The organism is Algoriphagus sp., assembly GCF_024305035.1.
Taxonomy (GTDB): domain Bacteria; phylum Bacteroidota; class Bacteroidia; order Cytophagales; family Cyclobacteriaceae; genus Algoriphagus.
Map to the genome: position 1 here is coordinate 123,986 of NZ_JAMWZB010000009.1, position 26,848 is coordinate 150,833.

23 protein-coding genes are annotated in these 26,848 nt (G+C 44.2%); 12 read left to right on the forward strand and 11 right to left on the reverse strand.

Annotation, left to right across the window (positions count from 1 at the left end; translation table 11 throughout):
• Window positions 1-204: 204 nt before the first annotated feature.
• From Q0L00_RS06860 to Q0L00_RS06870, 3 genes are read right to left on the reverse strand one after another with little or no spacing between them, the layout of a single operon-like run.
• Window positions 205-1,980, reverse strand: a complete 1,776-nt coding sequence (locus Q0L00_RS06860; RefSeq protein WP_297336132.1) for a c-type cytochrome — start codon at window positions 1,978-1,980, stop codon at window positions 205-207.
• Between the two features lie 7 nt (window positions 1,981-1,987).
• Window positions 1,988-2,713, reverse strand: a complete 726-nt coding sequence (ric, locus tag Q0L00_RS06865; RefSeq protein WP_297336133.1) for an iron-sulfur cluster repair di-iron protein — start codon at window positions 2,711-2,713, stop codon at window positions 1,988-1,990.
• 50 nt (window positions 2,714-2,763) lie between these two features.
• Window positions 2,764-3,195: an Rrf2 family transcriptional regulator gene (locus tag Q0L00_RS06870; RefSeq protein WP_297336134.1), complete on the reverse strand. Its 432-nt coding sequence runs from the start codon at window positions 3,193-3,195 to the stop codon at window positions 2,764-2,766.
• 172 nt (window positions 3,196-3,367) lie between these two features.
• Here Q0L00_RS06870 and Q0L00_RS06875 point away from each other — a divergent pair, with 172 nt between their 5' ends.
• On the forward strand, window positions 3,368-3,568 hold the full coding sequence (locus Q0L00_RS06875) for a hypothetical protein (RefSeq protein WP_297336135.1): 201 nt from the start codon (window positions 3,368-3,370) through the stop codon (window positions 3,566-3,568).
• Window positions 3,569-3,829: 261 nt separating this feature from the next.
• Here Q0L00_RS06875 and Q0L00_RS06880 read toward each other — a convergent pair whose 3' ends face one another.
• The 4 genes from Q0L00_RS06880 to Q0L00_RS06895 form a co-directional block, all read right to left on the reverse strand.
• Window positions 3,830-5,296 (reverse strand): pyruvate kinase, encoded by a 1,467-nt coding sequence (locus Q0L00_RS06880; protein WP_297336136.1) that lies wholly within the window; start codon window positions 5,294-5,296, stop codon window positions 3,830-3,832.
• A 756-nt stretch (window positions 5,297-6,052) separates the two neighbouring features.
• On the reverse strand, window positions 6,053-6,685 hold the full coding sequence (locus Q0L00_RS06885) for a nitroreductase family protein (protein ID WP_297336137.1): 633 nt from the start codon (window positions 6,683-6,685) through the stop codon (window positions 6,053-6,055).
• Window positions 6,686-6,863: 178 nt separating this feature from the next.
• Window positions 6,864-7,781: a bifunctional molybdenum cofactor biosynthesis protein MoaC/MoaB gene (moaCB, locus tag Q0L00_RS06890; RefSeq protein ID WP_297336138.1), complete on the reverse strand. Its 918-nt coding sequence runs from the start codon at window positions 7,779-7,781 to the stop codon at window positions 6,864-6,866.
• 85 nt (window positions 7,782-7,866) lie between these two features.
• Complete coding sequence (locus tag Q0L00_RS06895) at window positions 7,867-8,496, reverse strand: class I SAM-dependent methyltransferase (RefSeq protein WP_297336139.1); 630 nt, start codon at window positions 8,494-8,496, stop codon at window positions 7,867-7,869.
• Between the two features lie 259 nt (window positions 8,497-8,755).
• On the opposite strand from Q0L00_RS06895, the gene Q0L00_RS06900 reads away from it, so the two are divergent.
• The 10 genes from Q0L00_RS06900 to Q0L00_RS06945 all read left to right on the forward strand — a co-directional run bounded on the left by Q0L00_RS06900 (window position 8,756) and on the right by Q0L00_RS06945 (window position 19,241).
• On the forward strand, window positions 8,756-10,552 hold the full coding sequence (locus tag Q0L00_RS06900; RefSeq protein WP_297336140.1) for a hypothetical protein: 1,797 nt from the start codon (window positions 8,756-8,758) through the stop codon (window positions 10,550-10,552).
• Between the two features lie 144 nt (window positions 10,553-10,696).
• Complete coding sequence (locus tag Q0L00_RS06905) at window positions 10,697-11,434, forward strand: DUF542 domain-containing protein (RefSeq protein WP_297336141.1); 738 nt, start codon at window positions 10,697-10,699, stop codon at window positions 11,432-11,434.
• Window positions 11,435-11,439: 5 nt separating this feature from the next.
• On the forward strand, window positions 11,440-12,570 hold the full coding sequence (locus tag Q0L00_RS06910) for a hypothetical protein (protein WP_297336142.1): 1,131 nt from the start codon (window positions 11,440-11,442) through the stop codon (window positions 12,568-12,570).
• A complete protein-coding gene (locus Q0L00_RS06915; protein ID WP_297336143.1) occupies window positions 12,563-12,943 on the forward strand; it encodes a hypothetical protein in 381 nt (126 codons plus the stop codon). Before Q0L00_RS06910 ends, Q0L00_RS06915 begins: the two co-directional genes overlap by 8 nt.
• 84 nt (window positions 12,944-13,027) lie before the next feature.
• A complete protein-coding gene (locus tag Q0L00_RS06920) occupies window positions 13,028-15,298 on the forward strand; it encodes a TonB-dependent receptor (RefSeq protein ID WP_297336144.1) in 2,271 nt (756 codons plus the stop codon).
• Between the two features lie 149 nt (window positions 15,299-15,447).
• Window positions 15,448-16,005, forward strand: a complete 558-nt coding sequence (locus Q0L00_RS06925) for a fasciclin domain-containing protein (protein WP_297336145.1) — start codon at window positions 15,448-15,450, stop codon at window positions 16,003-16,005.
• Window positions 16,006-16,105: 100 nt separating this feature from the next.
• Window positions 16,106-16,555, forward strand: coding sequence for an Rrf2 family transcriptional regulator (locus Q0L00_RS06930; RefSeq protein WP_297336146.1), 450 nt, complete (start codon window positions 16,106-16,108; stop codon window positions 16,553-16,555).
• A 75-nt stretch (window positions 16,556-16,630) separates the two neighbouring features.
• Window positions 16,631-17,128 carry a DUF937 domain-containing protein gene (locus tag Q0L00_RS06935; RefSeq protein WP_297336147.1) on the forward strand — a complete coding sequence of 166 codons (498 nt, stop codon included), beginning with the start codon at window positions 16,631-16,633 and terminating at the stop codon, window positions 17,126-17,128.
• A gap of 65 nt (window positions 17,129-17,193) precedes the next feature.
• Window positions 17,194-18,582: a glycoside hydrolase family 30 beta sandwich domain-containing protein gene (locus Q0L00_RS06940; RefSeq protein ID WP_297336148.1), complete on the forward strand. Its 1,389-nt coding sequence runs from the start codon at window positions 17,194-17,196 to the stop codon at window positions 18,580-18,582.
• 251 nt (window positions 18,583-18,833) lie between these two features.
• Window positions 18,834-19,241: a hypothetical protein gene (locus Q0L00_RS06945; protein WP_297336149.1), complete on the forward strand. Its 408-nt coding sequence runs from the start codon at window positions 18,834-18,836 to the stop codon at window positions 19,239-19,241.
• A 258-nt stretch (window positions 19,242-19,499) separates the two neighbouring features.
• On the opposite strand, the gene Q0L00_RS06950 is transcribed toward Q0L00_RS06945, so the two are convergent.
• The 4 genes from Q0L00_RS06950 to Q0L00_RS06965 all read right to left on the reverse strand — a co-directional run bounded on the left by Q0L00_RS06950 (window position 19,500) and on the right by Q0L00_RS06965 (window position 24,060).
• Window positions 19,500-20,750, reverse strand: coding sequence for a M14 family metallopeptidase (locus tag Q0L00_RS06950; protein WP_297336150.1), 1,251 nt, complete (start codon window positions 20,748-20,750; stop codon window positions 19,500-19,502).
• A 110-nt stretch (window positions 20,751-20,860) separates the two neighbouring features.
• The gene (locus tag Q0L00_RS06955) at window positions 20,861-21,556 is read right to left on the reverse strand and encodes a hypothetical protein (protein ID WP_297336151.1); all 696 of its coding nucleotides are present in this window, start codon (window positions 21,554-21,556) and stop codon (window positions 20,861-20,863) included.
• 298 nt (window positions 21,557-21,854) lie between these two features.
• Entirely contained in the window at window positions 21,855-23,198 is a 1,344-nt protein-coding gene (locus Q0L00_RS06960) for a Gfo/Idh/MocA family oxidoreductase (protein ID WP_297336152.1), read from the reverse strand.
• 94 nt (window positions 23,199-23,292) lie between these two features.
• Window positions 23,293-24,060, reverse strand: coding sequence for a DUF1080 domain-containing protein (locus tag Q0L00_RS06965; protein ID WP_297336153.1), 768 nt, complete (start codon window positions 24,058-24,060; stop codon window positions 23,293-23,295).
• A gap of 129 nt (window positions 24,061-24,189) precedes the next feature.
• Here Q0L00_RS06965 and Q0L00_RS06970 point away from each other — a divergent pair, with 129 nt between their 5' ends.
• Window positions 24,190-26,727, forward strand: a complete 2,538-nt coding sequence (locus Q0L00_RS06970) for a M14 metallopeptidase family protein (protein ID WP_297336154.1) — start codon at window positions 24,190-24,192, stop codon at window positions 26,725-26,727.
• Window positions 26,728-26,848: the final 121 nt, after the last annotated feature.

Genomic DNA, 26,848 nt, shown 5'->3' on the forward strand with positions numbered 1-26,848 from the left:
ATGTGTTTATAGGTAAATTTTAAGGGTCACATGGAATCTCGCGATGATAATCACCCCGGTGTGTGAGGGGTACGTCATGCTCGATTTCATGTGTTTACGATTTGATTTTTAGAGGTCAGATGGCATACCCCGGATATTCATTCTCCTGTGGGTTGACTACTCGACAGGGGTATTTCATTTGAATAAATTAGTTAGTCTGGATTTTTACAGCGCACCGTCTTTTTCTCCGGCTTTTTCCAAATCATTTTTCCGGAGAAATTCCAAGATTCCCCGGGCATCACCCACGGAGATATTTTGATTGGGCATCCGAGTAAGACATTCGGCCAAAAGCTCCTGAGCCACGGGGTCTTCGTCCAGCATCACATCCACATTGGTAATCATATTCATAATCCATTCTGGACGGCGACGATTGGTCACTCCCTGAAAGCCGGGGCCCACCAAGCGCTTATCATTGAGTTGATGGCAGGCTGTACATTTCATATCCACAATGGCTTTTCCGGTACTGACCAGATTTTCATCAATGGATTCGTCGAGATCCACATTTTTGATTTCACCGATTCCTTTTGGATCGGCTTTGACTTGTTGAGTCGCTTCTTCTGGCTGAGTCGAGCTTGCCGTGTTTTGGCTTTCTCCTCCTGCGCAGGCGGTCATGAGTATCCCTAGGATCCCCAAAGACCAGATAAGTGATTTTTTCATAGAGGGGGTACTGTTTTGATTTGGATTTTTTGAAGTTAGATTGAGTTGTGAAGTATTCGGTGACTTATTTTCAAGTTGGGTAATCCACAGGATTGCTAATCCCAGAGGAAATAAAATGGAGAATAGAAATAGGAGAAGATGGTATTGAGGAATAAAGCCTAGCTTCAACCAGAGCAAAAGCCCTTGGCTGAAAAGTAGGATTTCAGTACTGAGAAACGCCGAGATTACGACAAGCCATCCCGCAGCACTGGACCGTTCCATGGAAAGGTCACCATTGAGCATGGCCACCGCGCCCAGCCCAAAACTCATGATTCCCAGCAGCACCAGATGAAGAAACCCGATCACAAATTGCCTGATCGAATAGGAAATCACGGCTACGGAAGGAAGAATAAGGCAGAGTTGAAGAATAGCTTTGACTGTCAAACTGATCAAGGCTGCATAGATCAAGAGTTTAACCAGCTTAGGTAGTTCCAAGCCTTTGACACCCTGAAGTAAGGCTCTGAAAATCCAGAAATATACCATTCCCTGAAGTCCCACAGCAATAGCGTTGATTGTGAAAAACAAGGGGTTGGGTTCGGCCCAGGTGATGACCAAAGCATAGGTAAGTCCCACCGAAAGGATCATGACCCCAATCCGGAAGACAGACCAATGAATCACTCCCCTCACCTGCTCCACCCGATAAATCAAGAGCCCTAGTGTTCCGAGCACAAACCAGCCATTGAGCTGAAAGTGGAGAAACCATTGGATGCTCATGAAATACAATTCGTGCATTCGTCCCAGGCTAACGGTCACTGGGCCCAGCGCCCAGAGACCCAAGGTTGAGATCAACTGAAACCCAATGGCAAGTTGAATCAGTCGGATCCCCAGACTAACAGCTTGCATCCGAAGCGTCCCAAGAAGCCTAACGGCTAGGATATAGGAAACCAGCACATGGAGCGTAGAGAAAGAAATACTCCAAACTCCATAGCCTTGGACCGGGAAAGTGACCAGCATGCCAATCAAAGAGATCAGGATCAGCAGAAATAGCCTTCTGTATTTTGGGATAACTACCTGTGCAGATTCCAAACTGAAAATAATCCCACCTGTGATCATCAAATACCCCCAACCCAGGAGTGCCAAATGCGAATGCGTATGGAGCACATTTTTGTAATCCAAAACGGCAGGCATCGCCATCACATGAAATGAGCGCATGACCAGTCCCAAAAGGGCAGCAATCAAAAAGAAAGCTAGCGCCCACCGGGTCCAGGTCTGCTTAAATGCGATATGCGAAAACGTGGGGGTCACTACTGGGTTAATCGAGGTTATTCAATTCTTTAAATAATTGCAAAGCACCAGGAAATAGGATGTTATTCTCCAAATGAATGTGCTTATGCAAATCCTGCTCAAATTCCTCAAGCATGGAAAAGGCCACCCGGTAAGTCTGGCAAGCGTCCGCAGGAGGATGATATCCCGCACTTAAATTTGAAATTCTTCTAAAGCGTTCTCCCTCTGCCTGATGATCATCCTCCATCATATGGATGGGATTTTCGATATGCCCAAAGTGCGGTTCGGAAAGTGAAAAACTACTCAATTTGGCATCTTGCATGGCTTTGATAAAAGGGAAAAGCACAAACTCCTCCTTCTTCATGTGGATGGTCAAAGCATCGGCAGCTTTTGCAAATTCCTGTCGGATTTCCGACAATTCAGGATGGTGCCCCCCATGTACTTTTTCAATCTTCTCGGTGAAAAACTTCAAAGCTGGGATCGTGTCCTCGACATACTTATGGTGTGTGGTCACGATATGATCAATCAATTGGCTCAGGCTGTACTGCCGGTAATCCACCGCATCAGCTTCTTTGATCGCCTCCTGAAGTTCGGCGGCTACCTGAGCGGCCGATAGTCCCTTTCGTTCACAGGCATCGGCAAGTTTTATCCCTCCTTTGCAGCAGAAATCAATACCATATTGGTTGAATACACGGGCTGCGCGGAAATTTTCCGCTACGATCCCTCCTACTTTTTTGTCGAATAATGCTTCCATTTTAAATTCAGATTAAAGGATTTTTTTATCTTATTTATGGTCAAATTTTTTTAATACTTCAAATAGCTGATTCCGGATTGAATTCCAGATGCCATGTCTTCCAAGGTCGTGGTGAGCATCATGCCGTTGAGGTGCTCCCGGATGGATTTGAATTTGAAATGAACGGCACAAGGATGATGCTCAGAGCATTTTTCAAGTCCCAAGGCACAACCGGTAAAAATCTGATCCCCATCGATGACTTGTACAATCTGATACAGACTGGTTTTTCTACCCGTATCTTCGATTAGAAAACCTCCATGGGGCCCTTTAATTGAAACTAATAGATTTTCCTTGACCAGCATTTGAAGAATCTTGGCAGTAAAAGCCTCTGGAGAATTTATCGCAACGGCAATCTCCTTTAAGCCCGACCGCTCCTGTCCCTTCGGCAGCGTTGCCAAATAGATCATGGCATTGATGGCATATTTACAGGCTTTGGAGAACATGGTTTCTTTGCGTTTGTTGGGTCAAATGTAAAAGAATTTTATAAAGGACAAAAATATCTTTTAATATTTTTTATAAAAATTTCATATCCGAAGAAATGATCTAATTACCACACGAAAAAGGGTTGAAGTAAAAAATCAACCTCAAGCAGGTGAACTTGGGTGGACCGGAATAATGAAGGAGCTACTCATGGAAAACGAAAATCTGGAACTCCTCCACAGTCCAGATAAAGGGATCAGGACTTACTTACTCCTCATCCCCAACACCCAAAACCTCAAGGGGAAATGGGGTGGCCTTCACGTTTCGGGAACCATCGATGATTATACCATAAGGATCAAAAACTTGGGACCGGATAAGGAGAAGGAAAAAATTTAGCCGTAAACGATCGAATACGAGAAATGATAGGGAAAACGAGTGGAGATCAAGTGCGCGTCACTTGATTATTTCCTTCGAAAGAAGAAGCAATTTTCAACAAACAAATCCCGGTAATCATCCCCGAATCCAAAATATTGGAACGATTAAATCAACGCTCCGAATCCGAGCAAGCCTCGCTTCGGGAAGTTATTCTAGGGGAAGCCGACTGAAAAAACAGAAAAGTTTACTTCTCAAACCTATTTTAAGGTGGAGCGAATTAGGTTACTTTGTCAAAAACCGTTTAGCGATTGATAAAGCCCGAAAGGTATAGCGCTTTTTATCCCGATGTCCCTCCATGCGTATGGAAATTTCAGCCAAAGAATCTAAGACTGCTGCCGTATGAGCTCCTTTATTGATCATGATGCATTCTGCCAGCGTTGCCTTTGACGCATCGGTGATTTCAGCCCGGGTTGCAAGACCGGATTTATGGAGGGATTCCATGACTTGAGTTGCCCAAATCACCGGAATGTGAGCCGCCTCACAAATCCACAAAATTTCATCTTGTACCTCACTCATCCGCTCAAAACCCACCTCTACAGCCAAATCCCCGCGAGCGATCATGACCCCAAGAAAAGGCTGTTTCATGCCTTCGATCAGTAATGCGGGCAAATGAGCCACAGCCATTGCCGTTTCAATTTTTAGTATGATGGGAGGAATCTGCTCTGAAATCTGCTGGATTTCAGCAATCAAATGTCTCAGATCTTTGGGACGGTTGACAAAGGAGTATCCCAGCAGGTCAGCGTGTTTTAGCGCAAAAGGCAAGACGTTGAGGTCATACTCGGTCAAGGGGTCTATCTGAAGTTTGGAGTCAGGAAAGTTGATTCCCTTTCCGGCTTTGATGCTGGGTTTCTTTTTAAAAATATGGCTTACCCGAACCTCCACCCGAGTATCTGAAATCCTTCGTTCGATCTTACCTTGAATCTTTCCATCATCAATTAACACCCGCTCCCCTACTTTCAAATAGCGCAAAATTGAAGTCTCGGTAGGACTGATGGCAACCTGCTTGGACTGATCCAATCCCTCCTCGGTATCGGTCAAATAAAAACAGGCTCCCGCTTCAATTTCAAGTGCTTGTTGATTTCCTTGCTTGCCCAGAAATTGTGTCCTGATCTTGGGACCGGCAAGGTCCATATAAATCTTACAGGTGGCCTTGCAAATCTGCTCTGCTTGTCGGATCGCCTGGATAATCGCCAACCAATCTTCCTGCTGGTCATGAGCCAAATTGATCCGTGCAATCCGCATTCCACGCTTCATGAAATCAGCTATTTCTGCGGAATCAACTCCATTTTGACCGTCAAGGGTCACCATCACCTGACTGGATTTGGATTTTTGTTGGCCAAATAAACGGTGAACATTTTCCTCCAGAATGGTCTTGGCAAACGGATAGGTGCAAGTGGCCAATTCGTTGTGTGCGTAAGACCTACCCAATCTTCGCTGAATGGCTTGCAGTTGAAAGCGAACATGGCTTTCGGAATTGGACAGGGCAGAAAGTCCCGCATTGTGCAGCCGAAGTTGCAGATTCCTCCGGTCCGCCTTTCGTAAGGTCAGGTAATGAATCAGATTTTTCCATGAATTATAATTTCGCGGATCAAGTTCGCTTCCCTCACACCTGCGCTTTTTCACCTCCTCCACCAATTGGTTTTCAAGGTCCTCCAGCTCCAATTTTACCTCTAGTAATTCCGATTCCATTTGATTAGCTTATTTCACTTGTCCAGCAAGAAAAAAATGAAGGCTTTACCTGCTAGCTGATCAAAAATAACGAATCTTGAAGGGAAAAATGCATCTCATCCTGCTCCAAATATATTTTTTGAATCAGAAATGCAGCTTGAAGAAGTCTCCCCTTTTATGATCTAAGTTCAGCTTCCGGGCCAGTTTAAAAAAGAGCACCTGAAATCCTCGCTTTCCATTCATTTAACTAAACTTCAGGACCTTTAATTTCAGGCTATCGCTTGACTTTTGACTTACAAAACCCAACCCTTAGGAAAAACTAATGTGACCTAAAAGTTGCCCCCACCCAACTGATTTTCTGCAACGGAATGGCCGAATTCCGATCGGAAACTCTCCTAATAACATTCTTCTCAAAGTGGAGCCTCTCCGGCATAGCCCGGTTAGTTGAGCACAGGACAATCCTATCTTTCTGCCAATTTTTAAGCTTCCGGACGCCAACCTTCACCGGAATTAATCAAATCTGGAATAAAAATAAAGGGATTACCTAAACGATTCGTTCTACGTCAAAGCGGTTTTCCTATCCAAAAGAAGAGCCTAGTCAACTAAACAGGAGGACCAGGGAGAGCGTCACGGCCTGGGATCGAAGTGGTTTGATTCAGGTTTTCATGATGTTTTCGCTTACCCTCCTTCGTACCGGATAGAAAAGTTTTTTAACAGGTGAGGGAAAGAAAAAATAATAAAACAAAAAAATCCCGACCATCCAGGCCGGGAATGAATTTAGATTCTGACGAATAATCCTTCCTTAGGTCTCCTGACCTTTTTAGCAGTGACCATGTGATCAGCCGCTTCATCCCGAAAGCCTAAAGCCAGCAACGAAGAAGCGCCCATTCCCTTTTCTGACAGTCCGAGAATCCGATCTACCTCATCGGGATTAAATCCTTCCATTGGAGTACTGTCCACTTTTTCTTCAGCAGCTGCGACCAAGGCTGTCCCCAAAGCTATGTACGCTTGCTTGGAAGCCCAGTTGAAGATTTGATCTTCGGTTTGACCGGCAAAATTACGCTTAAGAAAATTGGCATATTGATCCAATGATCCTTTCTCCAAGCCCCTTTCCTCATAGACCATATTAAAATAGGAATCGATTTGCTCAGCTGAAATCCTTTTCCACGCTGCAAATACCAAAAGGTGGGATCCTTCTACAACTTGAGGTTGCTTAACTGCAGCGGTGAATAGCTCCTCCCTGGTTTTTTTATCCTCAATCACCAAAACGGTAAAGGGCTGCAACCCATTGGAAGTGGCTGTAAGACGGATAGACTCTAGGATGTTTTCTAATTTAGCGGATGGAACTTGCTTTCCATTCATTCGTTTGGCCGCATAGCGCCAATTTAAACTAGTTAGTGTAGTATTCATTTTGTTTATCTTGCTAATTAATGTATATACACATAATAAGCGAAGATTGTTCACAAAAGGATGGACTATTTTCCAAAAAGACCAGCTTTAGGAAGGATTAAAAAAGGGGCATTGGGTTAATCTAAGGCCATTGAACCGGGTAAAAAAAGCAAGAAAACAGCGGCCCCCCTGACTCTTTTCAATGGTTAAAACTTGAGCCTTCCATCACCTTAAAAACATGGAGCACAGCAGGAAAAACCGCATCCATGGATTCTTCAGCACCTTTGGTTGACCCGGGAATTCCCATCACCAGGGTATCGCCGATCAATCCTACTAGGGAACGCGATAACATAGCAAAAGGAGTTCGCTGCTGACCATAATTACGAATCGCTTCTTCAATCCCTGGAATCCGCCGTTCGATAATTCCTTCCAAAGCCTCTGGAGTTACATCACGGGGCGAAAGTCCTGTCCCGCCAACAAAAATCACCAAATCAAATTTTTCCGAAACGGCCTGTAAAGCAGTTTTTTGAATCAAGGCTAACTCATCGGGAATAATCAGATAATCAGGAGATGAAATCCCAAGTTTTTCCAATTTGGCTTGAATCCTCAAACCCGCTTCATCGTCCCCCTTTCCGGCTGAAATGGAGTCGGAACAAACCACTACTTTGGCTTTTATATCCTTGCCTAAGGGTTTTTTCTTTGCCTCTGATTTTCCTCCTGTTTTCTCCACCAACTTGATTTCGGCGATACTTATGCCCTTGTCTATCGGTTTGAGCATATCATACATGGTCAAGGCCACCACCGAGGCTGCATGCATGGCCTCTACTTCGACGCCTGTTTTATAGATGGTATGAATTTCCACCCAAATTTTAACTTCCATTTTTCCCACTTCATAGCTCACTGAAGTAAATTCCACGGGAAGGGGATGGCAATCGGGAATCATATCAGCGGTTCGCTTGGCTGCAAAAAGACCTGCTACACGAGCACATTCCAAAACATCTCCTTTGGGAACTGTGCGATCCTGAATTGCTTGAATCGTTTCGGGAAGGCTCACTTTCAGGAGGGCTTGAGCAATCGCTTTGCGAAGAGTGGAGTTTTTATGCGTGATATCAACCATGGGTTTAATTTGAATTGAAAAGTCTAAGTTAGGCCTTTCCTTTTCTCAGCCCCAAACCAAAGAGGATCTTTCTTTGCTGGAAAGCTTAAAACTCCAACTTCCGTTTTAAAATCACCACGGTGTAATTTTGCGGCTTGCCCGAAGGGGTGAAATGGGTATAGTTAAACCCTTCAAAAAGGTTGAAATCATCTTGGTAAAAATGGGCCAATTCTCCCACGCTCCATTGCTGAACGGGTAAATTGCTACAGGTTGTTGGGCCGTCAGGCGAAAACGCACTGATCATCAAATACCCACCGGGGCTGATATAGGCAGAAGCAATTTCCCGATAGAGAATCTGTTCCATTGGATCGGTCAAAAAATGGAACGCGGCCCGATCGTGCCAGAAATCAAAATTTAGTTTTAAATCAAGTCCTTCCAAAATATTCTGGGGATACCATAGCACCTGTTTTGCATCATCTCCTAGTCGATTTTGCGCATTTTCCAGCGCTTTTTGAGATAGATCCAGTACATGGATATTTTGATATCCTAACTGAACCAACTCGTCGACAAGCAAACTATCCCCTCCACCTACATCTAAAATAGAAGATTGGATAGTCAACCCGACTTTCCGAATAGCAGCAAGGGATTTGGCAGGTTTGACCTGATACCAACCCACTTGACTAGGGTCGTTGTTTTCGTAGATAAAATCCCAATAAGTGGGCTGCGTCTTGGACATGATAAATGGAATGATGCTTCAAATTGGAGATATTGAAGCCCTTTTTTGGTGACATTCCTTACACAGGTAACATCTTATTTTCATTCCGGCTTTCACCCACATAGCTTCTTTTACCTCTAAATCTGAGCGAATATCTTGTTTTGGAGGCTTACTTTCTATGATAAAAATCATCTTCTCTCAAGATAAAACACAGCAAAACCAGCTAGGAAGCCAAGGGCAAGCCCGATAATTTTGTCTTTAAATAAACTTCGATTTACCAATGCTAACTTCTCCTCATTCATTTCATATCCCGGTCATGGGGCTGGGCTACACGGTAGATACTCCTCTCAAAGTGGCTCGCTATGGGATTTCCAGTGTAATATCCATCATGGATGATCAGCTTTTGGAGCGGATGAGGGAAATATATTGTGCAAAAAATGGGTTCGATTTTAGCCCAATCCCTGAAAAAGAAGCGGATTATCGAGCCAAACGGATTCAAGCCTATCTGGATTTGATGCACGAGTTGATTCAAGCTCAAATGCAGGAATTTGACCTTTGTAGCCCACATGGACTTGCCCAGCTAAGCAACTATGTGGATCTCCTTCCTCAGGACCATCGGTTGAAAAAGCTCATGCTTGAATTTTTGGAGGCAAATTCAACTTCAGAGAAAGAAAAAATTGGCAGTCAACTTCAAGCACTGATTCAACCGGGAAGTATTGATGTCAACATCATGACCAAGGTGGACAAACTCAACAGCGATGAAAATGGAAAGCTTCTTCCTCGTGAGTTTTCCGATGCCCTTTCAGCTTTACGGGGTTTTGCCCAAAGCAAACTCGCTGGATCGGTCATTTTCTCAGCGGGGATGAATCCGGCACTTTTTGCCTACTTGGAGGAATTTCCCGGGTTTTTCCCGGATGAAAACCAAAAGCTAAAAAAACAAGTGATCTTGAAAGTGAGCGATTACCGTTCCGCTTTGATTCAGGGAAAATTCCTGGCCAAAAAAGGAATCTGGGTTTCCGAATTTCGAATTGAATCGGGACTCAACTGTGGCGGTCACGCCTTTGCTACGGATGGATTTTTGATCGGACCGATTTTGGAAGAATTTAAAGCAAACCGAGCCGAATTAGCGCAAACCCTTTGGGAAATTTGCACCGAAGCTCAGCTTCAAAAAGGGATCCAATGCTTCTCGAGTCCCCCCCAACTCAAAATCACCTACCAGGGAGGAATCGGCACTGCAGAAGAAAATCAATTCTTGCAAAAGCACTATCAACTTGATGGTACAGGATGGGGAAGTCCCTTTTTGCTAGTCCCTGAAGCCACCTCCGTGGATGAGGATACGTTGCAGCGGATCATCAAAGCCAAGCAAGACGACTTTTACCTCAGTCATGCTTCTCCTTTAGGGGTACCGTTCAACAACCTGAGAAATTCAAGTGCCGAGGAGCAGCGAAAAGACCGAATTGCCCGAAACCGGCCGGGCAGTCCCTGTTATAAAAAATTCCTTTCCTTCAATACCGATCATACCGAAAAACCCATCTGTACTGCATCCAGGCAATATCAGGCGATTCAAGGCAAGCGGTTTGAAAAAGGGGAGATTTCAAGTCAAGAACTTCAGGAAACGCTAGTCAAAGATTGTCTTTGTGAAGGTCTGAGTGCTCCGGCCATTTTGGCTAGTGGAGCAATTCCCAAGCGTAATCTGAGTGCGGTAACCATCTGCCCAGGACCCAACTTAGCCTATTTCAAGGGAATCTATACACTCAAAGAAATGGTAGGCCATATTTACGGAAAGATCAAACTTACCCTAGAACCTGATCGGCCCCATGTGCTAATCAAGGAGGCCCAACTTTATGTCAATTACTTGAAAAACGAATTTGAAAAAGTCAGTGATGCGGCCAACAAACGACAAATCACCTATTTAGAAAAATTCAGGTCAAACCTTTCCCAAGGATTGGAATATTACCAAAACCTGATCCGGGAAGTTCAGGTGGATACCGAAGAAAAACTCAATGCAATGAAAGCCGAATTGGTCAAGCTTTACCAAGAAATCCAACAGCTTGAACTGAAGGAAGCTTTGGTCTGACCCCTACTCCACCAGAGTATTAAAATTGAATATTTTATTAAGGATATTTTTGTCTTTTATTAAAAATACCTTTAATCTTGTATAGAATTGGGCGAAAGCCCTTTTCTTATCCTTCAAAAACGGATATTTTTATCCGATATTAACATGAAAGAAACAGATAAAACCATCGCAGAACTGGTCACCGCAGATTTTAGGGCAGCTTTTGTATTTCGGGCATTTGGCATCGATTATTGCTGTGATGGCAGTAAAACCATTGCAGAATTCTGCACAGACCATGAGCTAAACCCAAAGGAAATTTTCGATTCGCTCCAAGAAGCTTATAAGCGCCCATTGGAGCAAAACTTTGATTTCAAATTTTGGCCCTTGAATCTTTTGGCTACCTACATTGAAACCAAATTCCACAAATTGGCCAAAAAACAGGTTCCTTTGATCCAAGCTGCTCTGGAGCGTGGGATCAGGCGACACGGAAAAAATTTTCTTCAGCTCCATGAAATCAGTTTGATTTTTGACCAAGCAGCAGAAGAACTCTCCCAGCATCTCAAACGGGAAGAATTAATTCTTTTCCCTTACATCAAAAAGGTTTTTAAAAATGATGAAACCCGTCAACTTCTACTCGGAAAAGATTTTTCAAAAATCCAACGGGATATCGAAAACCTCATGCTCGACCATGAGCAAGAGGGGGAATATTTGACTCAAATCCGAATCATCACTGATAACTATACTCTTCCGGAGGAAAGCCCAAAAAGTATTCGACTGATTTATTCCCTTTTGGAGGAATTCGATATCTCCATGCAAAAGCACATGCATCTGGAGCGGAATATTCTTTTTGAGGAAACCCTAAACCTTCTTTATCCTGAGAAAGCGGTCAACCTAGAATCTTGAAAAAAATGAAATCCTTAGCACATCCTGCCCTTCTTTTTCCTCTTGCCCTAATCGGCCTGTTGTCTGGGATATCAGGAGGATTTATCCGAGTGGGAAGTACCCTGACAAATTTTGGTGCAGCGGCGCATGGCTTATATTGGGTTGGTGGATTTTTGGGAACTTTGATTTCAATCGAACGAGCCATGGTCATGAAGCACAAAGGATGGTTACTGGTTCCCTTTACTTCGGGGATTTCAAGCCTTTTTTTCCTTTTGGGCTTGACAGCGTTGGGGTATGGACTCTTGCTTTTAGCTTCTGTGGGTTTAATCCTGGTCATGCACTTACAAGCTGTTAAGCATCCCAAAATCCACACCTTCCTGCTCTATGGGGGTTCGGTGCTTTGGTTTTTGGGTAACTTTATGGCTTTTAAACAGGGTTTAATTGCTGCCGGAGCGACCTGGTGGATGGGCTTTTTGCTCTTTACCATTCTAGGAGAACGATTGGAATTAAGTGAATTTCTTCCGGTCAAGCGTCCGATCAAAAACCTCCTGCTAGCCTTTTTGGCTGTATTTCTGCTGGGATTGATCCTCCCATTTCATGGCATTGGGCCGTACTTGATGGGTTGGAGTGCCATTTTTATTGCCGCTTGGCTATTCCGCTATGACATGGCCAAGCGTTCGGTAAGAAAAGGAAAGCAATTCAACTACATTGGATTCGGACTTTTGGTCGGTTATGCTTGGTTACTTCTATTCGGCTTGATCCTCCTTTTTATTCCCTCCCATCCGCTGTATTACGATTTGCTTTTGCATAGCTTCTTTTTAGGTTTTGTGTTTTCGATGATCTGGGCGCATGCCCCGATTATTTTTCCCTTGATTTTTGGCATCAAAGAAAGCCCCTTCCATTTCATTCTATGGATTCCATGGGCGATTTTCCAAGTTAGCTTGATGGGTCGCATCCTCAGTTCTTCCATGTCCTGGATTGAGGCGAGAAGAGAATTTGCACTTCTCAATGGCTTGAGCATACTCCTGATTTTCCTAACGATGGCTGGCATCCTTGTTTGGAAGAAAAAGTATCCCAAAAAGACAAAAGGAAAACCAAGTGACCTAGCACACAAAAAGCAAGAAAAAGTAAACCTAGATTTGAACATCAATGCTTAGGGCAGTTCTACATAGCGCCTTTGTTTTACTCATTCTACTCAATGGTATGGGATATAGCCTGATCCAACTTCAGTTTTTTTGGGATCGAGAGGAAATCACGGCGCTTTACTGTATGAATAAGGACAAACCCGAACTGCAATGTGACGGCCAATGCGAGTTGGGAAAAAGGCTGGCAGAAGCTAAAAATCAAAAAAACGATCCAGGAGAAGAAATCACGCTCGAAGAACTTCAGCTCACTTTCCTATTCCAAGATTATACCAAAATCTACATGAATTCTCCAGATTTTATCGGTAAAAAACAATCCTTTTTTTACCCCACCGAACTGATTTCATCCCTTCATTTGGATGTATTTCATCCACCTCAAAATAGCTGATTTTCAGATAAAACAGCCTGAATTTCCCTTTTCAGACAAAAGGAAGGGACAGTCATGCCTATTCATTCTCTAAATCAGCTAAAAATGAACATATCTTTAAAAATATACTGGCTACTACTGTTTGGCCTTCCGGTCATCTTTGGTATCCTAAACGAAGCTCAAGCCCAACAAACTATACGTTTTCGACTCATCGATCCCGACCAAGGATTGGGGATTCCGGGAGTCAGTTTTCGCTACGCCGATACCCAAGGCATTTCAGACCCGGATGGATTTATTCAATTCGAATTGAAATCTGAATCCATTCTTTTCCTGCGTCATATCAGTTACGGCAACTGGGAGCTCAGTCCCGAGGAAATCAGGAAAGCAAATCAAATTGGAAGAATTGAACGCAGGGAACAAGTATTTCAACTCTCGCCCGTTTCCATCATTTCATTAAAAATGACTGAGGAAAAAGACAAAAAAATTAGTCTCTCGGATCAGGAGCGTCTACATCACGATGCAGGGGCAATTTTATCCCTCAACCCGGCCGTGGCAGGAATCCGCAAAGGAGGCAGTTTTGCCTTTGATCCGGTCATGAGAGGATTCAAATATGACCAACTCAACATCGTAATCAATGGCATGCAAAGCGCCAATGCGGCCTGCCCCAATCGCATGGATCCGCCTACCAGTCAAGTCGCCCTAAATCGTATCAACGAAGTAGAAATTCTAAAAGGCCCACATGCACTTCGCTACGGAATAGGACTAGGTGGTACGATCAATTATATCCAAGAATCCCCTGAATTCAGTTCGGAATCGGACATCTACGGAAGGCTTTCCTCCCTCTACGAATTCAATGGAAATGTCAGCAGAAATGAAGGCAGATTGGGATTTCAAGGAAAAACCTACGATCTGGGAATTTTGGGGAGTTGGTCCAAAGGAATAGACTACCAGGATGGCAAGGGTAACCAAGTCCCTTCCGATTTTACACGAGGCACCGTGGGTATCTACGGAGACCTGAGGATCACTCCAAAAGACCTGCTCCAACTATCTCTCAACCGTAATTTTGCCCGAAATGTGGATTTTCCTTCTCTCCATATGGACTTGAGAACGGATGACACGTGGATGGGAAGTGTCATGCATACCCGTAATTTCCAAAGTGGGTCTTTAGTAACATGGACGAATTCGGCCTATTTTACTCGAGTGGATCATTTGATGGACAATTTACTCCGAGATTTAGATCCTCGCATGCTCAATTCCGCTACTCCTGCGGTTACCGAGAATTGGGGAATTCGAACTGAGGGAGCTTGGAAATTCAAATCCGGAAAACTCTATGCGGGCTTGGATCACAAATTGGAAACAGCAGAGGGGACCCGATTTCGTGAAATGCTCATGGGGCAAATGGCCGGAAAAACCTTTTACGATAATCTTTGGCAAAATTCTCAAATCAGCAAAACTGGCGTCTTTGCTAATTATACGTTCCCTCTTGGCCAAAGCATTTTCACCACCTCAGGCAGATTGGATGTTAATCAAGCCACCGCCAACGATCCTGCGGAGGAATTTCTCCTCCTCCATCCAGATGCAAAAAACACCCAGCTTAATCCAGGTTTGAGTATTGGTGCACAAAGATCCTTGGGAACAGCCTTCAATCTGGGGCTTTGGGCAGCGGCAGTTCAGCGAAGTGGGAGCTTGCTTGAGCGCTTTATCAATTATCTTCCGGTGGGTTTGGATCCATTTGAGTTAGTAGGTAATCCCCAAATTAAGCCTGAGACCAATTATGAAATCGACTTTGTTGTGGGTTATGAGGTGGAGGGTTTGTCCATGGAAGCGACTATTTTTGGCGCCTATTTACAAGATTTCATTTCCTCGGTCAAATCAGACTTAAAACCTCGAATGCCTTCCAGTCCCGGAGTTCGGCAATACGTCAATATTGATAACGCCTACAAAACAGGATTAGAGTTGGCTTTTAAACAAAATCTATCGCAGCGAATTCAGCATTCGCTGCAGTTGGCCTACACCTATGGCAAGGATCTAAGCGTCCATGCGGCCTTGCCGGAAATCGCACCTTTTGACCTTCGCTATCGAATCCAAGGTCAATTTGTCGGGAACAAACTCCATACTGGACTCAATTTCCGGAAAGTAGCTGCTCAAAACAGAGTTTCAGCATTATTTGGGGAGCAAAAAACTCCCGGTTTCACACTGATTGACGCTGATGTCAGCTATCCAATTAGCAATTCGTTTTTGCTAAAAACCGGAGCACAAAATCTTCTCAACGAAGCCTACTACGAGCACTTGAGTCGACCTATTAGCACCGAAAAAGGTCCCATGTTTTCCCCAGGAAGAAATTTCTTTCTTATGGTCAGCTTTAAATTCCTATAAGTGTTCATTTCAAAAAAATGGCCTTAAAACGAGGCCATTTTTGAAATTAAATTAAAGGATAATTTTGTCCTTATATGGAATATTTATCGTAACTTTATTTCATTAAAGTTGTCTAAAATACAATGAATTAAACCCAAATTTTCCAGCACATGAAAAAGCAAATTTCCATCCTAATTACCCTTCTGATTCCTTGGATTATCCAGGGCTGCGGGGAAACCTCAAGCACCGAAAGTGCGAGTACACAAACCGAGTCTGTCAAGCTCGGTGGTCAATCCGCCGTTCAGGATGCCGACTCCAACCCCAATGTAGTCCAAGTGGCGTTAGGATCCCCAGATCACAGCACCTTAGTGTCAGCGTTGCAGGCTGCCGAGTACGTCGATGCCTTGACTAATGTAGGGCCCTTTACCGTCTTTGCTCCTACCAATGCGGCCTTTGATCAACTTCCTGCAGGCACCCTAGAAAGCTTAACCCAACCAGCAAACCAACGTCAACTCCGTGATATTTTAGAATATCATGTATTGTTGGGCGTCTACAAAGTGGAAGACTTCGCCCCTAATCGAAAACTAGGGACTGCCGACGGAAGGTCCCTACTAATTACTCAAAGTGACGATGGATCCATCCAAATCAATGGTGCAAAAATCATAGGCTCAGTGGCTGCATCCAATGGGATCATTCACGTGGTTGACCAAGTCTTATTACCCGAATAAGGAAAAAAATTAGGGTTGAATGGATAAAAGACCGGATCCAATTGGGTTCGGTTTTTTTGCTTTTGTGAAAATGAATATATTTAGGATAAAATCCTCCTATATGTTTTCCAAAGCAAGCCAATACGCCATCAAAGCCATCATTTACATATGGATGAAAAGCCTTCAGGACAGCAAGGCCGGAGCAAAGGAAATTGGGTCAGAAATCGATGCGCCTGAGGCCTTTACCGCCAAAATTTTACAACAACTCAGCCGGGCAAAACTCATCGGTTCGGTCAAAGGCCCAAATGGAGGGTTTTATGCAGATGAATCTCATACCAACAAAACCCTGAAGGACGTGGTCCGAGCCGTGGATGGAGACAGTTTGTTTACCGGCTGTAGTTTAGGACTGAATAAATGCTCTGAAAAAAATCCCTGCCCCCTCCATTTTGAAATCGTAGGCATCAGGCAAAAGTTAGATCAAATGCTCACCAATAAAAGTATTAAGCATTTGGCTGTAGAAGTGATCAAAGGGGAAACCAATATCAAACGGATTCTCCAAGTCAACAAATAAATTGAATTCCCCCCTCTATTCTTTGGCCCCTGTGGATTTTTTGAAGATATTTAGGTAAATCAAACTTTTACCATTATGATCGATCAACTCTTAAAAATGGCAGATGGACCGCTTAAGAATTTGCTATCCCAAGCAGATGTTCCTGCCAACCCGGCAGACGCCTCTGCCATAGAAGATACCTTGGCTTCAGTTTTAAAGCGGAAGGCGCAATCCGGCGATCTGGATGCCATCAAAGAAATGTTTTCAGGAGCCGACACCAATCCTACCAGTCCAGTAGTCAACAACCTGGCCGGTGAAGTTTCTGAGGGACTGATGTCCAAACTAGGCATAGACAGCGGGCAGGCTATGAAAATTGCCATGGCCGCTCTGCCCATGTTAATGAATTTCTTTAATCAACGCATCAACGATGCCCCTCAGGATAATTCTGACATCATGAATTCAGTAATCGGAGCACTTCAGGGCAGAGGAGGCGGACAAGCTGATATTTTGGGATCCCTTCTCGGAGGAGGAAAAGGCGGAGGAGGAATGGATCTCGGAGGTCTAATGAATATGGGTAAAGGGCTTTTTAACTAAGCGTAGATTTCTTAAAAACACACATTTAAACCCCAAACTATTGGGGTTTTTACATTCAAAAAATCATGAAGCAAATTTCTTTTCTTGCCTTTGTTGCACTCGTTTCTCTTTCCTGCAGTTCCAGTCCGGACTTTTACCCTGAATTTTGGTTGACAGACCCAAAAAACCAAGTACTATTTGAAAACCAATCCACGGAAAATGAAGTAGGCGAGATTCAAAAAACCATTCTCATTGATTCTGAAACGACCTTTCAGGCGATGGATGGATTTGGCTTTACGCTTAGTCAAGGCTCGGCCCAACACCTGCTTCAAATGAGCGATTCGGCACGGTCCAGTCTGTTGAATGAACTGTTTGGAACAAAAAACAACAGTATTCGCATCAATTATCTAAGGCTTTCCGTCGCGGCTTCTGATTTGAATGAATTTCCATTTTCTTACAACGATTTACAGGATTCACTTGCCGTGGACCCAGAGTTGGAAAACTTTAGTCTCAGCTACGATACCTTGGATGTGATCCCGGTTTTGAAAATGATTTTGGACATCAATCCTGATCTCAAGTTAATGGCCTCACCTTGGTCCCCTCCTAAATGGATGAAGGACAATAAAGACACTCGAGGCGGTTCGTTACTGGAAGAATTTGAACCGGCCTATGCCCTCTATTTGGTCAAATACATCCAAGCCATGCAAGCAGAGGGCATTCGTATCGATGCCTTGACCATTCAGAATGAACCCCTTCATCCTGGAAACAACCCTTCCCTATTCATGCTTCCCGAGCAACAGGCCCGATTTATAGGTCAGCATTTAGGGCCTGCTTTTCAAGCAGCAGGAATTCCAACCAAAATCGTGATTTACGATCATAACGCAGATCGACCGGATTATCCGATAACGGTTTTAAACGATTCCCTGGCAAATCCTTTCATCGACGGTTCAGCCTTCCATCTCTATGGGGGAGAAATCGAAGCACTCACAGAAGTTCATCAGGCTTTTCCCGACAAAAACATCTACTTCACGGAACAGTGGGTTGGGGCACCCGGAAATTTGGAAGGAGATATCCCTTGGCATGTCAAAAATTTATTGATTGGCGCTCCAAGAAACTGGGCCAAAACAGTGTTGGAATGGAACCTGAGTTCCAATCCTGAACTCACTCCCCACACAGATCGTGGAGGTTGCAGCCGTTGCTTGGGCGCAGTGACCATAGCAGGAGATCGAGTCACGCGTAATCCAGCCTATTACGTCATTGCTCATGCAAGCAAGTTTGTCGATGATGGATCGCTAAGAATTGATTCCAGCCCTGTGGAAGGTTTAGCCCATGTTGCCTACTTGACACCCAAGGGAAAAAAAGTAGTAATTGTACTCAATGACAGCCAAGAAGCTGCCCATTTTCAAGTAACCGAGAAAGAAACCCAATTTAAGGCTAGCTTGAACCCAGGGGCCGTTGGGACTTGGGTTTGGTAAAGTTATTTTAACAAAAAGCCCCCCATCCTGTATAATTGAGTCAATAGTTTTAAAAAAATTTTCAATCTAAGCGTAGTAGTAAAGCTTACTGGTGCAATTAGTTGACTACCTGACTTTCTAAACTATCCCCCTCATTCTAAAGGAAAGCATGCTCCTGCACAATAAGGATTTGGTAAAGGTAATTTTGATCAAAACGACCGGTTTTTCGTTTTTAATGAACGAATGAATCGGTTTTTGAATTGCTAAAAGTGATGGAAATCCAATTTGATGAATCAGAACTTACTACCCTGGCTCGCTCTTTCACCAGAAAGAACATTAAAATCAAGTTGCTAGAAGATAATTGTTTTCAAATAAACGCTTTGGTTTTCATTTCTGCTCGATGCCATATTGAACAGACGTCCGAACGAACCCTCTCCATCAGTTATCATACCCCATTTTTGATCAATCAATTGGTGAAACTCTTTGGAGAAATGGAACACAAGGGGATCGTTTGGGATAAGAAAAATGCCAAGATCCACCTCGATTTGATTCAACTTTTACAAAAAGGCAACTCCAAACTACCTGTAGAAATTGAACTGAAGACCATCCAAATTACTGGGGAAAAACTCAAACTCGATTTCACATTCAGTCCCTTAGAGAACTTTAATCAACAGGATTAGTCCTTCTCAAAATCCAATATTTTATCCTATAGTTTCAATTAGACACGCTGGTAAACTTAATTTTGGCGTTTGAAAAAATGAATTTTCCTTATTCTCCTACAAATAGGTAGTAAAAGTGTACGTTTATTCAAATGTTTTGAATTCTGGTTCCCGATAGTTTACCTTGGTAAACTATTCGGGATTTAACTCGGAAGTGAAACATTTTTTCATAACCGATCTTTCTTCAGGGGTGATGGAAGGATCGGTTTTTTTATTCCATCAGTTTTTATTCAATATCCGCATCAATTCTCTAGCCGTAGTCTCCCCTTTTAGGCGGATAAGGTTTCGAGGCGTATTGTCTCCCACTTCAAAAGTCATGGCTTCAGCACCATGAACAAAGAAAAAGTAAGAACTCGAAGTTACTCCTCGCTCCATTCGGTCAGAAGGTCTGATATTAGGCTCATACCCGGGAATTTTTCGAGTAGATCTTCGGATCAATTTTGGAATTAAACCCGGATGATTCCCCTCTAAATCCTCATTGATCGTATAGAAAATATCTTCCCAAGTGGCATGAAAATCTGCTGCAAACACAAATTTTCCATCCGTATCCCTCACCTTTTTCTCCATAAATTCCGCTAAGGCCTTGGGCTCGGGTTGATTGAAATTCACCCAGTCCCGGTTGGTATCCACCCCGCCGACATTATGTCGCCAATGTCCTCGGGCCACCCCATCTGGATTCATCATCGGCATGACGTAAAGATTATACTTGCTTCGAAATTCCCGAGCCTCTGGACTGTCCTCACAAAGCGTCTCCACAAAGCTCTTCAAAGCCAAAAAGCCGGGGATTTCTGGTGGGTGTTGCAAACTGATGGCCATCAGCATTTTTTGATCATCAGCCTTTCCGATTTTTAGCACTTCCAACGGCCTCCCTTCTTTACTTAAGCCGATTTGAATTTTTTCGACAAAATTATGCTCCAGGATTTTAGCCTTCCATCGCTCCACATACTGGGTACCAGCAAAATCCTGAGCAGCGATCCAAAGCGTATCCGGTCCCACCCATACTTTGGCTTCTGCAAACTCGATGCGCTCGCTTCCATCTTCCAGGATTTTGGGATGGGGATGAAAAGCAGCCGAATCCAACTTTTTGTAATAAAGCCCACGCTTGTTGATTTTTGGATAATAGCGGTGAAAACCAGTTGTCGGATAGGTTAAGCGAATCCACATTTGTTTTTCCTGTTCAGACCAAACTTTAAAAGCATACCAAGGACTGGAATTGATGGGTTGATTTTCGGGAAGTATTTTCACCTCCACCAACGAATCATTAATTCGAACAGCATCATTTAATCGACCGCCTTCCATTTTGTTGGAAATAAAAAAACCATCTCCCAAATCAAAGTCCTGATAAGGTTGATTTTCAATGGGTCTATCCGTTGTAGGAACCACTTCAATGGGACCTTGACCTGTCCATTGTTGAGGAGTTTTACACGCGAAAATAAGAACGATGAGTACGATTGGGGCTAGATACTTCATAGGGGAATGTACAAAAAATATAAGAGGCAGTCAAAACAGCTTACTTCTCAACCTACCGGAAAAAAAATGCCGGAGGAAAATCCGGCATTTTGAACAATTGAGCGACTGGTTTACCAAGTGTATCGGACGGACAAACTTCCGTCAATGAAGTTACCCCGATAGTGTTGAATATAAATGTAAGGAATCAAATCCAGGCCCAGAGTAATGGGTGCATCTCGGAATTTGTACTCCAGTCCCCCAATTCCAACCAAGCCAACGGCGGCAAAAGTCCGCCCTTCCCAATAGGCTGGACATTTCGGGTTTCCAGGATCATTACAAGGGCCCCCATAGCCAGCGTAGTAATCTCTTCCATCAAAAAACCCTACTCTAGCTCCAAATCCATACACCCAGCTCAATTCCGACACTTCCAAAGCACCTCGCTTATGCCATTCGTATATCCCGGTCAAGGAAGTTCCTCTCCATCGACTGGCTCCCAAAATCACCTCGATAGCAGCCCGGCTATTTACAAAATGCTTAAAAGTCACTCCCGAAGTATAACCACCCCGTACACCGATAGCTGTTCTGTAACCCGAGGGCCCCGTGGGTAACTCAAAGCGATCCTCTTCACTCGCTCCAGGATAATATCCATAAACAACCTCCTTTTCAGCAGGTCCGGTAGGTTTCCAGCTAACCAAATCATTTAGGTTAACTTTTTCTGTAGAAACTTGACATTCACAACTTTCAGTAAGAGTCATGGAACTATCTTGAGCGGTATTTTCCCCAAAAAGTAGAAAAAGCATAGCAAAACTAAGAAGTAATTTTTTCATAATGCGGTTCGTTTAAATGTTTAATTAAATTTGGTTCTTCTTAAAATAAGGGCGACCCTATGCCTGTTAATGCAAGGAATATACCGTTTTTAAAAAGGATCTTCTGATTTTCACTTTTTTCGGCCCTTCTTACTATCAGTATTCGGGTTTCTCCAACCCAAAAAAGCCCTCCGAATAACCAGAGGGCTCCTAAATCGTAAATCCAGAATACTAAGTTTATTTTACTACCTCGTTTATTTTACTACCTCAAGGATTGGCTCAGAAACCAAAGCTGCCCTGGCCATACCTTTCCAGGCAACTAAACTTTGGGCACTTTCCATCCATTGTGGTAATTAGCCTTCATCAAGGCATTGGCTTCTGAATCGGTAAACTGATTTTTTTCAGCATCCCAATAAACTTTCTTACCGGTTTTGTAGGCGATATTTCCCATTTGGGCATTGATTGCGGCCACAGATCCGGTTTGAATTCCACAGGTTAATTTACTGACATCATTGGCTTGGATTGCCTCCACGAAATTGACCGCATGCAAATCCAGCGCACTCGGTCCTTCAGGTCGTGTATGAGGTACTTCAGCTGTTTTAGGCTTCCGCTCTCCGTCCACCATCTCCGTTTCCGGGATGACCTTCCAGCCTCCCCGATTGACCACCAGGGTGGCATTATTTCCAATAAAGGCAATGCCTTCGGTAGTGCCGTAATTTCCTCCGTCTATTCCGGTGGCATGTTCCCAAAGCATATTGAATCCATCGTATTCATATACGGTCTGAAGTGTATCCGGCGTCTCAGAAGCATCGTCAGGATAGGCGAACTTTCCACCGGAAGCCATCACGGATTTGGGTGCACTCACCCCCATTGCGTACAGGGCAATGTCTATCTCATGCACTCCCCAATCGGTCATCAATCCTCCAGCATAATCCCAGAACCAGCGGAAATTGAAGTGAAAACGATTGGGGTTGAATTCTCGCTTTGGTGCCGGGCCCAGCCACATATCGTAATCTACGCCTGTTGGCGCAGGACCATTGGGAAGTACAGGAACCGGTTTCATCCAACCTTGGTATGCCCAGCATTTGACCAGACGGATTTGACCGAGTTTACCGGACTTGACATACTTAATGGCTTCATCGTATTGTGAACCGGAGCGCTGCCATTGCCCCACTTGAACAATTTTTCCATAGCGTTCCTGAGCCTTGACCATGATTTGACATTCTTCAATGGTATTGGCAATGGGTTTTTCGACATAAACATGCTTTCCTGCAGCTACCGCATCGACCATATTTAAGCAGTGCCAATGATCAGGCGTACCGACAATCACCACGTCGATATCTGGATCTTCGAGCATTTTGCGGTAGTCAGTGTATTGTTTTGGTCGTTTACCGCGCTGTTTGTACACATCCTCTGTTCGCTGATCCAAAACGGATTGATCCACATCGGCCAGGGCCACACAATTGACATTGGGCATTTTTAAATGCGCATTCATATTGGACCAGCCCATTCCTTTACAGCCTATCAAACCATAATTCAACTGATCGGAGGGTTTGATTTTTCGGGTAAATGTGCCAAAATCTGCAGCGGTCATGATGCTGGGCATGCTTAATCCTGCTCCAAGCAACATCGTATTTTGTATAAATTTTCTTCGTGAAGACATGAGGGTTTGTTGTTAATGGTTTTGAGTAGTAGGCAGTGAGAGTTTTCAGTTTGCAACTTTTTAGCCTATTGACAACTGAATTACTGCCTACAATTTAAAGGGGACGGACCCAAATATTTCTGAATCGTACCGGATTGCCGTGATCTTGTAATTTGATGGGCAACTCCTCCGCATGGGCTTTGTAATTTGGGATACCGATATATTCGGTGGGTCCTCTCAGGATGACGTTATTTTGTACTACTACTCCATTGATTAAAACGGTAACCGTTGCAGGTGAGGTCAATACCCCATTTTTATCAAATCGTGGTGCTTTGAAAATGATATCGTAGTAATTCCACTCACCAGGAGCTCTCAATGGATTAACCAAAGGCGGGTATTGCTTGTAGATAGAACCCGCTTGACCATTGGTGTAAGTTTTGCTTTCGTAGCTATCCAGAATCTGAACTTCATACATTCCCATCAAAAAGAATCCTGAATTTCCTCGGCCCTGACCTTCCCCTTTGATTTGAGTGGGCGCAGACCATTCGACATGGTATTGGGCATCTCCGAAGGGCAGTTTGGACTGAATATCCCCTTTCCCTGCAGTGACTACTAGCTCTCCATTTTCTATGGTCCATTCTGCCGGACTTGATCCATCTTTGGCGGAGACAAAATTATTCAGACTGCTCCCGTCAAATAAAACAATGGCATCTGATGGGGCTTGATGATTCTGAGCTCCGGGGGTAATCTTTGGCGGTACTGGGGTGTAAAATTCGGTTGCCTCAGGCGGCAGAGGTGGTGGAGTCTTTTCTTGAGCCAAGGCCTGTTGGCCCACAAATAGCACAGTTCCAAGAATTAAAATGGGTTTCACTGTCAATTTCATGGTAAAGATTTTAAGGATTGAGAATTTAAAGCAATAAATTAAACCCAAAAGTCCTCAATCAAAAAACCATTGATGGATTTTTAATTGGATAAGGACTAGCCTTTCCTAAATTTCACAAAATTTCAATCTATGAAAAAACGCTACTTATTCGTTCTATTTGCTTGGCTTTCTGTACTTCCGGCATTCGCTCAGGTCGATTATTATTTCCCCGGGGAGACATTTAACCCCGAAATTCCCTCTCCAGAAGAATTTCTTGGCTATCCTGTGGGCGATTGGCACACGCGCTATGATCTGATTGTCAAATATTATGAAAAACTAGATGAAGTTTCTCAGCTGGCAAAGTTGCAAACCATCGGCTACACCCATGAGCATCGGCCAAAAATCATTTTGACCATTGCCTCCCGGCGAAACATGGAGGATCTAGAATCCATTCGTCAGCAGCAGGTCCAACTGGCAGACCCCACACAACCCAAACCTGATGTCAGCGGGATGCCGGCTATTGTGCATCTGGGCTATGGAGTCCATGGGAACGAACCCTCTTCTGCAGAAGCGGCGATGTTAACGGCCTACTGGCTGCTAGCTTCTCAGTCAGAATTGGCTCAAAACCTCCGGGAAGAGGCCGTGGTGCATTTTGATCCTACACTCAATCCAGATGGACGGGACAGGCATAGCCTTTGGGCCAATTCCAACAAAGGATTTCCTCCTGTAGCCGATCCGCTCGACCGGGAGCATAATGAAGCTTGGCCGGGAGGCCGAACCAATCATTACTGGTTTGATTTGAATCGGGACTGGTTGCCTTTGGCTCACCCCGAATCCCAAGTGAAGGTGGACTGGTATCATCAATGGTATCCCAATGTGACCACTGATTTTCATGAAATGGGCACCAACAGCACCTATTTCTTTGAACCTACCAAGCCCTATGGCTCAGAGAATCCGGTCGTGCCCCGAAAAAACTACGATGAAATCAATCCCTTATTTGCCCAGTACTTTGCCCAGTACATGGATGAAATCGGAAGCCTGTATTGGACCAAAGAAGTCTTTGACAACAGCTATCCGGGTTATGGATCAACCTATCCAGACATCCACGGAGGCTTGGGCTTAGTCTTTGAAACAGCTAGTAGCCGGGGTCATTTGCAATCCAGTCAACGAGGAGCCATTTCGTTTGCCTTTACGATCAGAAACCATGTGGTCAATTCCTTGGCAACGCTGGAAGCTTCCCTGGAAAACCGGGAATATATGCACGAGTATTTACGGGAGTTTTTTGAATCAGCTCTTGCTGAAGGGGCCAAAGACCCGGCAAAAAATTACGTTTTTGGGGATGAATTTGATCCAAGCAAAAACCGTCTTTTCCTTCAGTTTCTGCTCGATCACCGAATCAAAGTCTATGAAAACTCAGCAGACCTAACGGTAAATGGGCAAAGCTTCAAAAAAGGGAAATCCTGGATAGTTCCAACCCATCAGCGGCAGTACCGCATGGTGCGCACCATGTTTGAATACGAAAAAGAATTTGCGGACTCGGTATTTTATGACGCCTCAGCTTGGACGATGGCAGCTGCTTACGGAATGCCATTCAGTGCTGCTCCAGCAGCAAAATCCGGCGATGAACTTTCAGAGGTGAGCACTCCTGATTTTACCTTCCCTTCGGGTAAAGCTTATGCTTATTTACTGGATTGGTCAGATTATTTTGCCCCTAAATTGCTTCATCGTCTTCAAGAGGCGGGAATTCATGTAGAAATGATCAATCGAGCCTTTACGGCACAAACCCAACAGGGAGTGACCGATTTTTCGGCCGGTACCCTGATGATCCCAATGGGCTTTCAGAAAATGAATGCCCAGGAAGTCAGTCAACAACTGGAAGCACTAGCCGCTGCAACCCACCAACAAGTTTATAAAGTGGAAACAGGGCTCAACCTCAAAGGGATTGATTTAGGCTCCAACCTAGTAGGAGCAGTACAAAAACCCAAAGTAATCCTGTTGGTTGGCCCAGGAGTTTCATCCTATGAGGCGGGAGAGATTTGGCACCTGATGGATACCCAAGTCGGTATGCCTATTACCAAAGTCAACAGCAATGATTTTGGGCGGGTCAATCTCTTTGATTACACCACACTCATTCTTCCTTCCGGAAATTACAGCAGCATTTCAGGTGGTGCTTTAGAACATCTCAAAGACTGGATCTCTCGTGGCGGAACCGTCATTTCTTTTAAAAATGCGAGCCTCTGGCTGAATCAACAGGAAATCACCCGTGAAGTCCTCGTAGAGTCAGAATCCACCGATCCCAACAGCTTACCATTTGCTCTTCGTCGGGATTTTGAAGGCGCCAAAGAAGTGGGCGGCAGCATTTACCTGGCACAGCTCGACTTGACTCATCCCATTGCCTATGGGTATCATCGGGAGACCTTGCCGGTGTATCGGAATACCTCAATATTTGTACAGCCTAGCAAAAACAAATACCTCACCCCGATTCGCTACACCGAAAACCCCCATTTAGGTGGTTACATTTCCAAAGCCAACTTGGAATTACTCAAGCAAAGTGCAGGAGTACTTATTTCTCCCGCAGGCCGAGGGCGAGTAATTCACTTCTTTGACAGCCCCAATTTCCGAGGCACCTGGTATGGCACCAACAAGCTCTTTTTTAATGCTATTTTCTTTGGAAATACCATGGATTAGATTCACCAATCGGGTAGGAGAAACGGGATTAGTTCCCGTTTCGACCTCCCACACCACCGTACGTACCGTTCGGTATACGGCGGTCCCTTGCTTTTACGCCTCGAAAGGCTTGTTTGGCGTT

Coding starts and splice junctions, on each gene's coding strand:
- ric (WP_297336133.1), bottom strand. CDS start 2,713: ATGGAAGCATTATTCGACAAAAAAGTAGGAGGGATCGTAGCGGAAAAT.
- Q0L00_RS06870 (WP_297336134.1), bottom strand. CDS start 3,195: ATGTTCTCCAAAGCCTGTAAATATGCCATCAATGCCATGATCTATTTG.
- Q0L00_RS06875 (WP_297336135.1), top strand. CDS start 3,368: ATGAAGGAGCTACTCATGGAAAACGAAAATCTGGAACTCCTCCACAGT.
- Q0L00_RS06880 (WP_297336136.1), bottom strand. CDS start 5,296: ATGGAATCGGAATTACTAGAGGTAAAATTGGAGCTGGAGGACCTTGAA.
- Q0L00_RS06885 (WP_297336137.1), bottom strand. CDS start 6,685: ATGAATACTACACTAACTAGTTTAAATTGGCGCTATGCGGCCAAACGA.
- moaCB (WP_297336138.1), bottom strand. CDS start 7,781: ATGGTTGATATCACGCATAAAAACTCCACTCTTCGCAAAGCGATTGCT.
- Q0L00_RS06895 (WP_297336139.1), bottom strand. CDS start 8,496: ATGTCCAAGACGCAGCCCACTTATTGGGATTTTATCTACGAAAACAAC.
- Q0L00_RS06900 (WP_297336140.1), top strand. CDS start 8,756: ATGCTAACTTCTCCTCATTCATTTCATATCCCGGTCATGGGGCTGGGC.
- Q0L00_RS06905 (WP_297336141.1), top strand. CDS start 10,697: ATGAAAGAAACAGATAAAACCATCGCAGAACTGGTCACCGCAGATTTT.
- Q0L00_RS06910 (WP_297336142.1), top strand. CDS start 11,440: ATGAAATCCTTAGCACATCCTGCCCTTCTTTTTCCTCTTGCCCTAATC.
- Q0L00_RS06915 (WP_297336143.1), top strand. CDS start 12,563: ATGCTTAGGGCAGTTCTACATAGCGCCTTTGTTTTACTCATTCTACTC.
- Q0L00_RS06920 (WP_297336144.1), top strand. CDS start 13,028: ATGAACATATCTTTAAAAATATACTGGCTACTACTGTTTGGCCTTCCG.
- Q0L00_RS06925 (WP_297336145.1), top strand. CDS start 15,448: ATGAAAAAGCAAATTTCCATCCTAATTACCCTTCTGATTCCTTGGATT.
- Q0L00_RS06930 (WP_297336146.1), top strand. CDS start 16,106: ATGTTTTCCAAAGCAAGCCAATACGCCATCAAAGCCATCATTTACATA.
- Q0L00_RS06935 (WP_297336147.1), top strand. CDS start 16,631: ATGATCGATCAACTCTTAAAAATGGCAGATGGACCGCTTAAGAATTTG.
- Q0L00_RS06940 (WP_297336148.1), top strand. CDS start 17,194: ATGAAGCAAATTTCTTTTCTTGCCTTTGTTGCACTCGTTTCTCTTTCC.
- Q0L00_RS06945 (WP_297336149.1), top strand. CDS start 18,834: ATGGAAATCCAATTTGATGAATCAGAACTTACTACCCTGGCTCGCTCT.
- Q0L00_RS06950 (WP_297336150.1), bottom strand. CDS start 20,750: ATGAAGTATCTAGCCCCAATCGTACTCATCGTTCTTATTTTCGCGTGT.
- Q0L00_RS06955 (WP_297336151.1), bottom strand. CDS start 21,556: ATGAAAAAATTACTTCTTAGTTTTGCTATGCTTTTTCTACTTTTTGGG.
- Q0L00_RS06960 (WP_297336152.1), bottom strand. CDS start 23,198: ATGTCTTCACGAAGAAAATTTATACAAAATACGATGTTGCTTGGAGCA.
- Q0L00_RS06965 (WP_297336153.1), bottom strand. CDS start 24,060: ATGAAATTGACAGTGAAACCCATTTTAATTCTTGGAACTGTGCTATTT.
- Q0L00_RS06970 (WP_297336154.1), top strand. CDS start 24,190: ATGAAAAAACGCTACTTATTCGTTCTATTTGCTTGGCTTTCTGTACTT.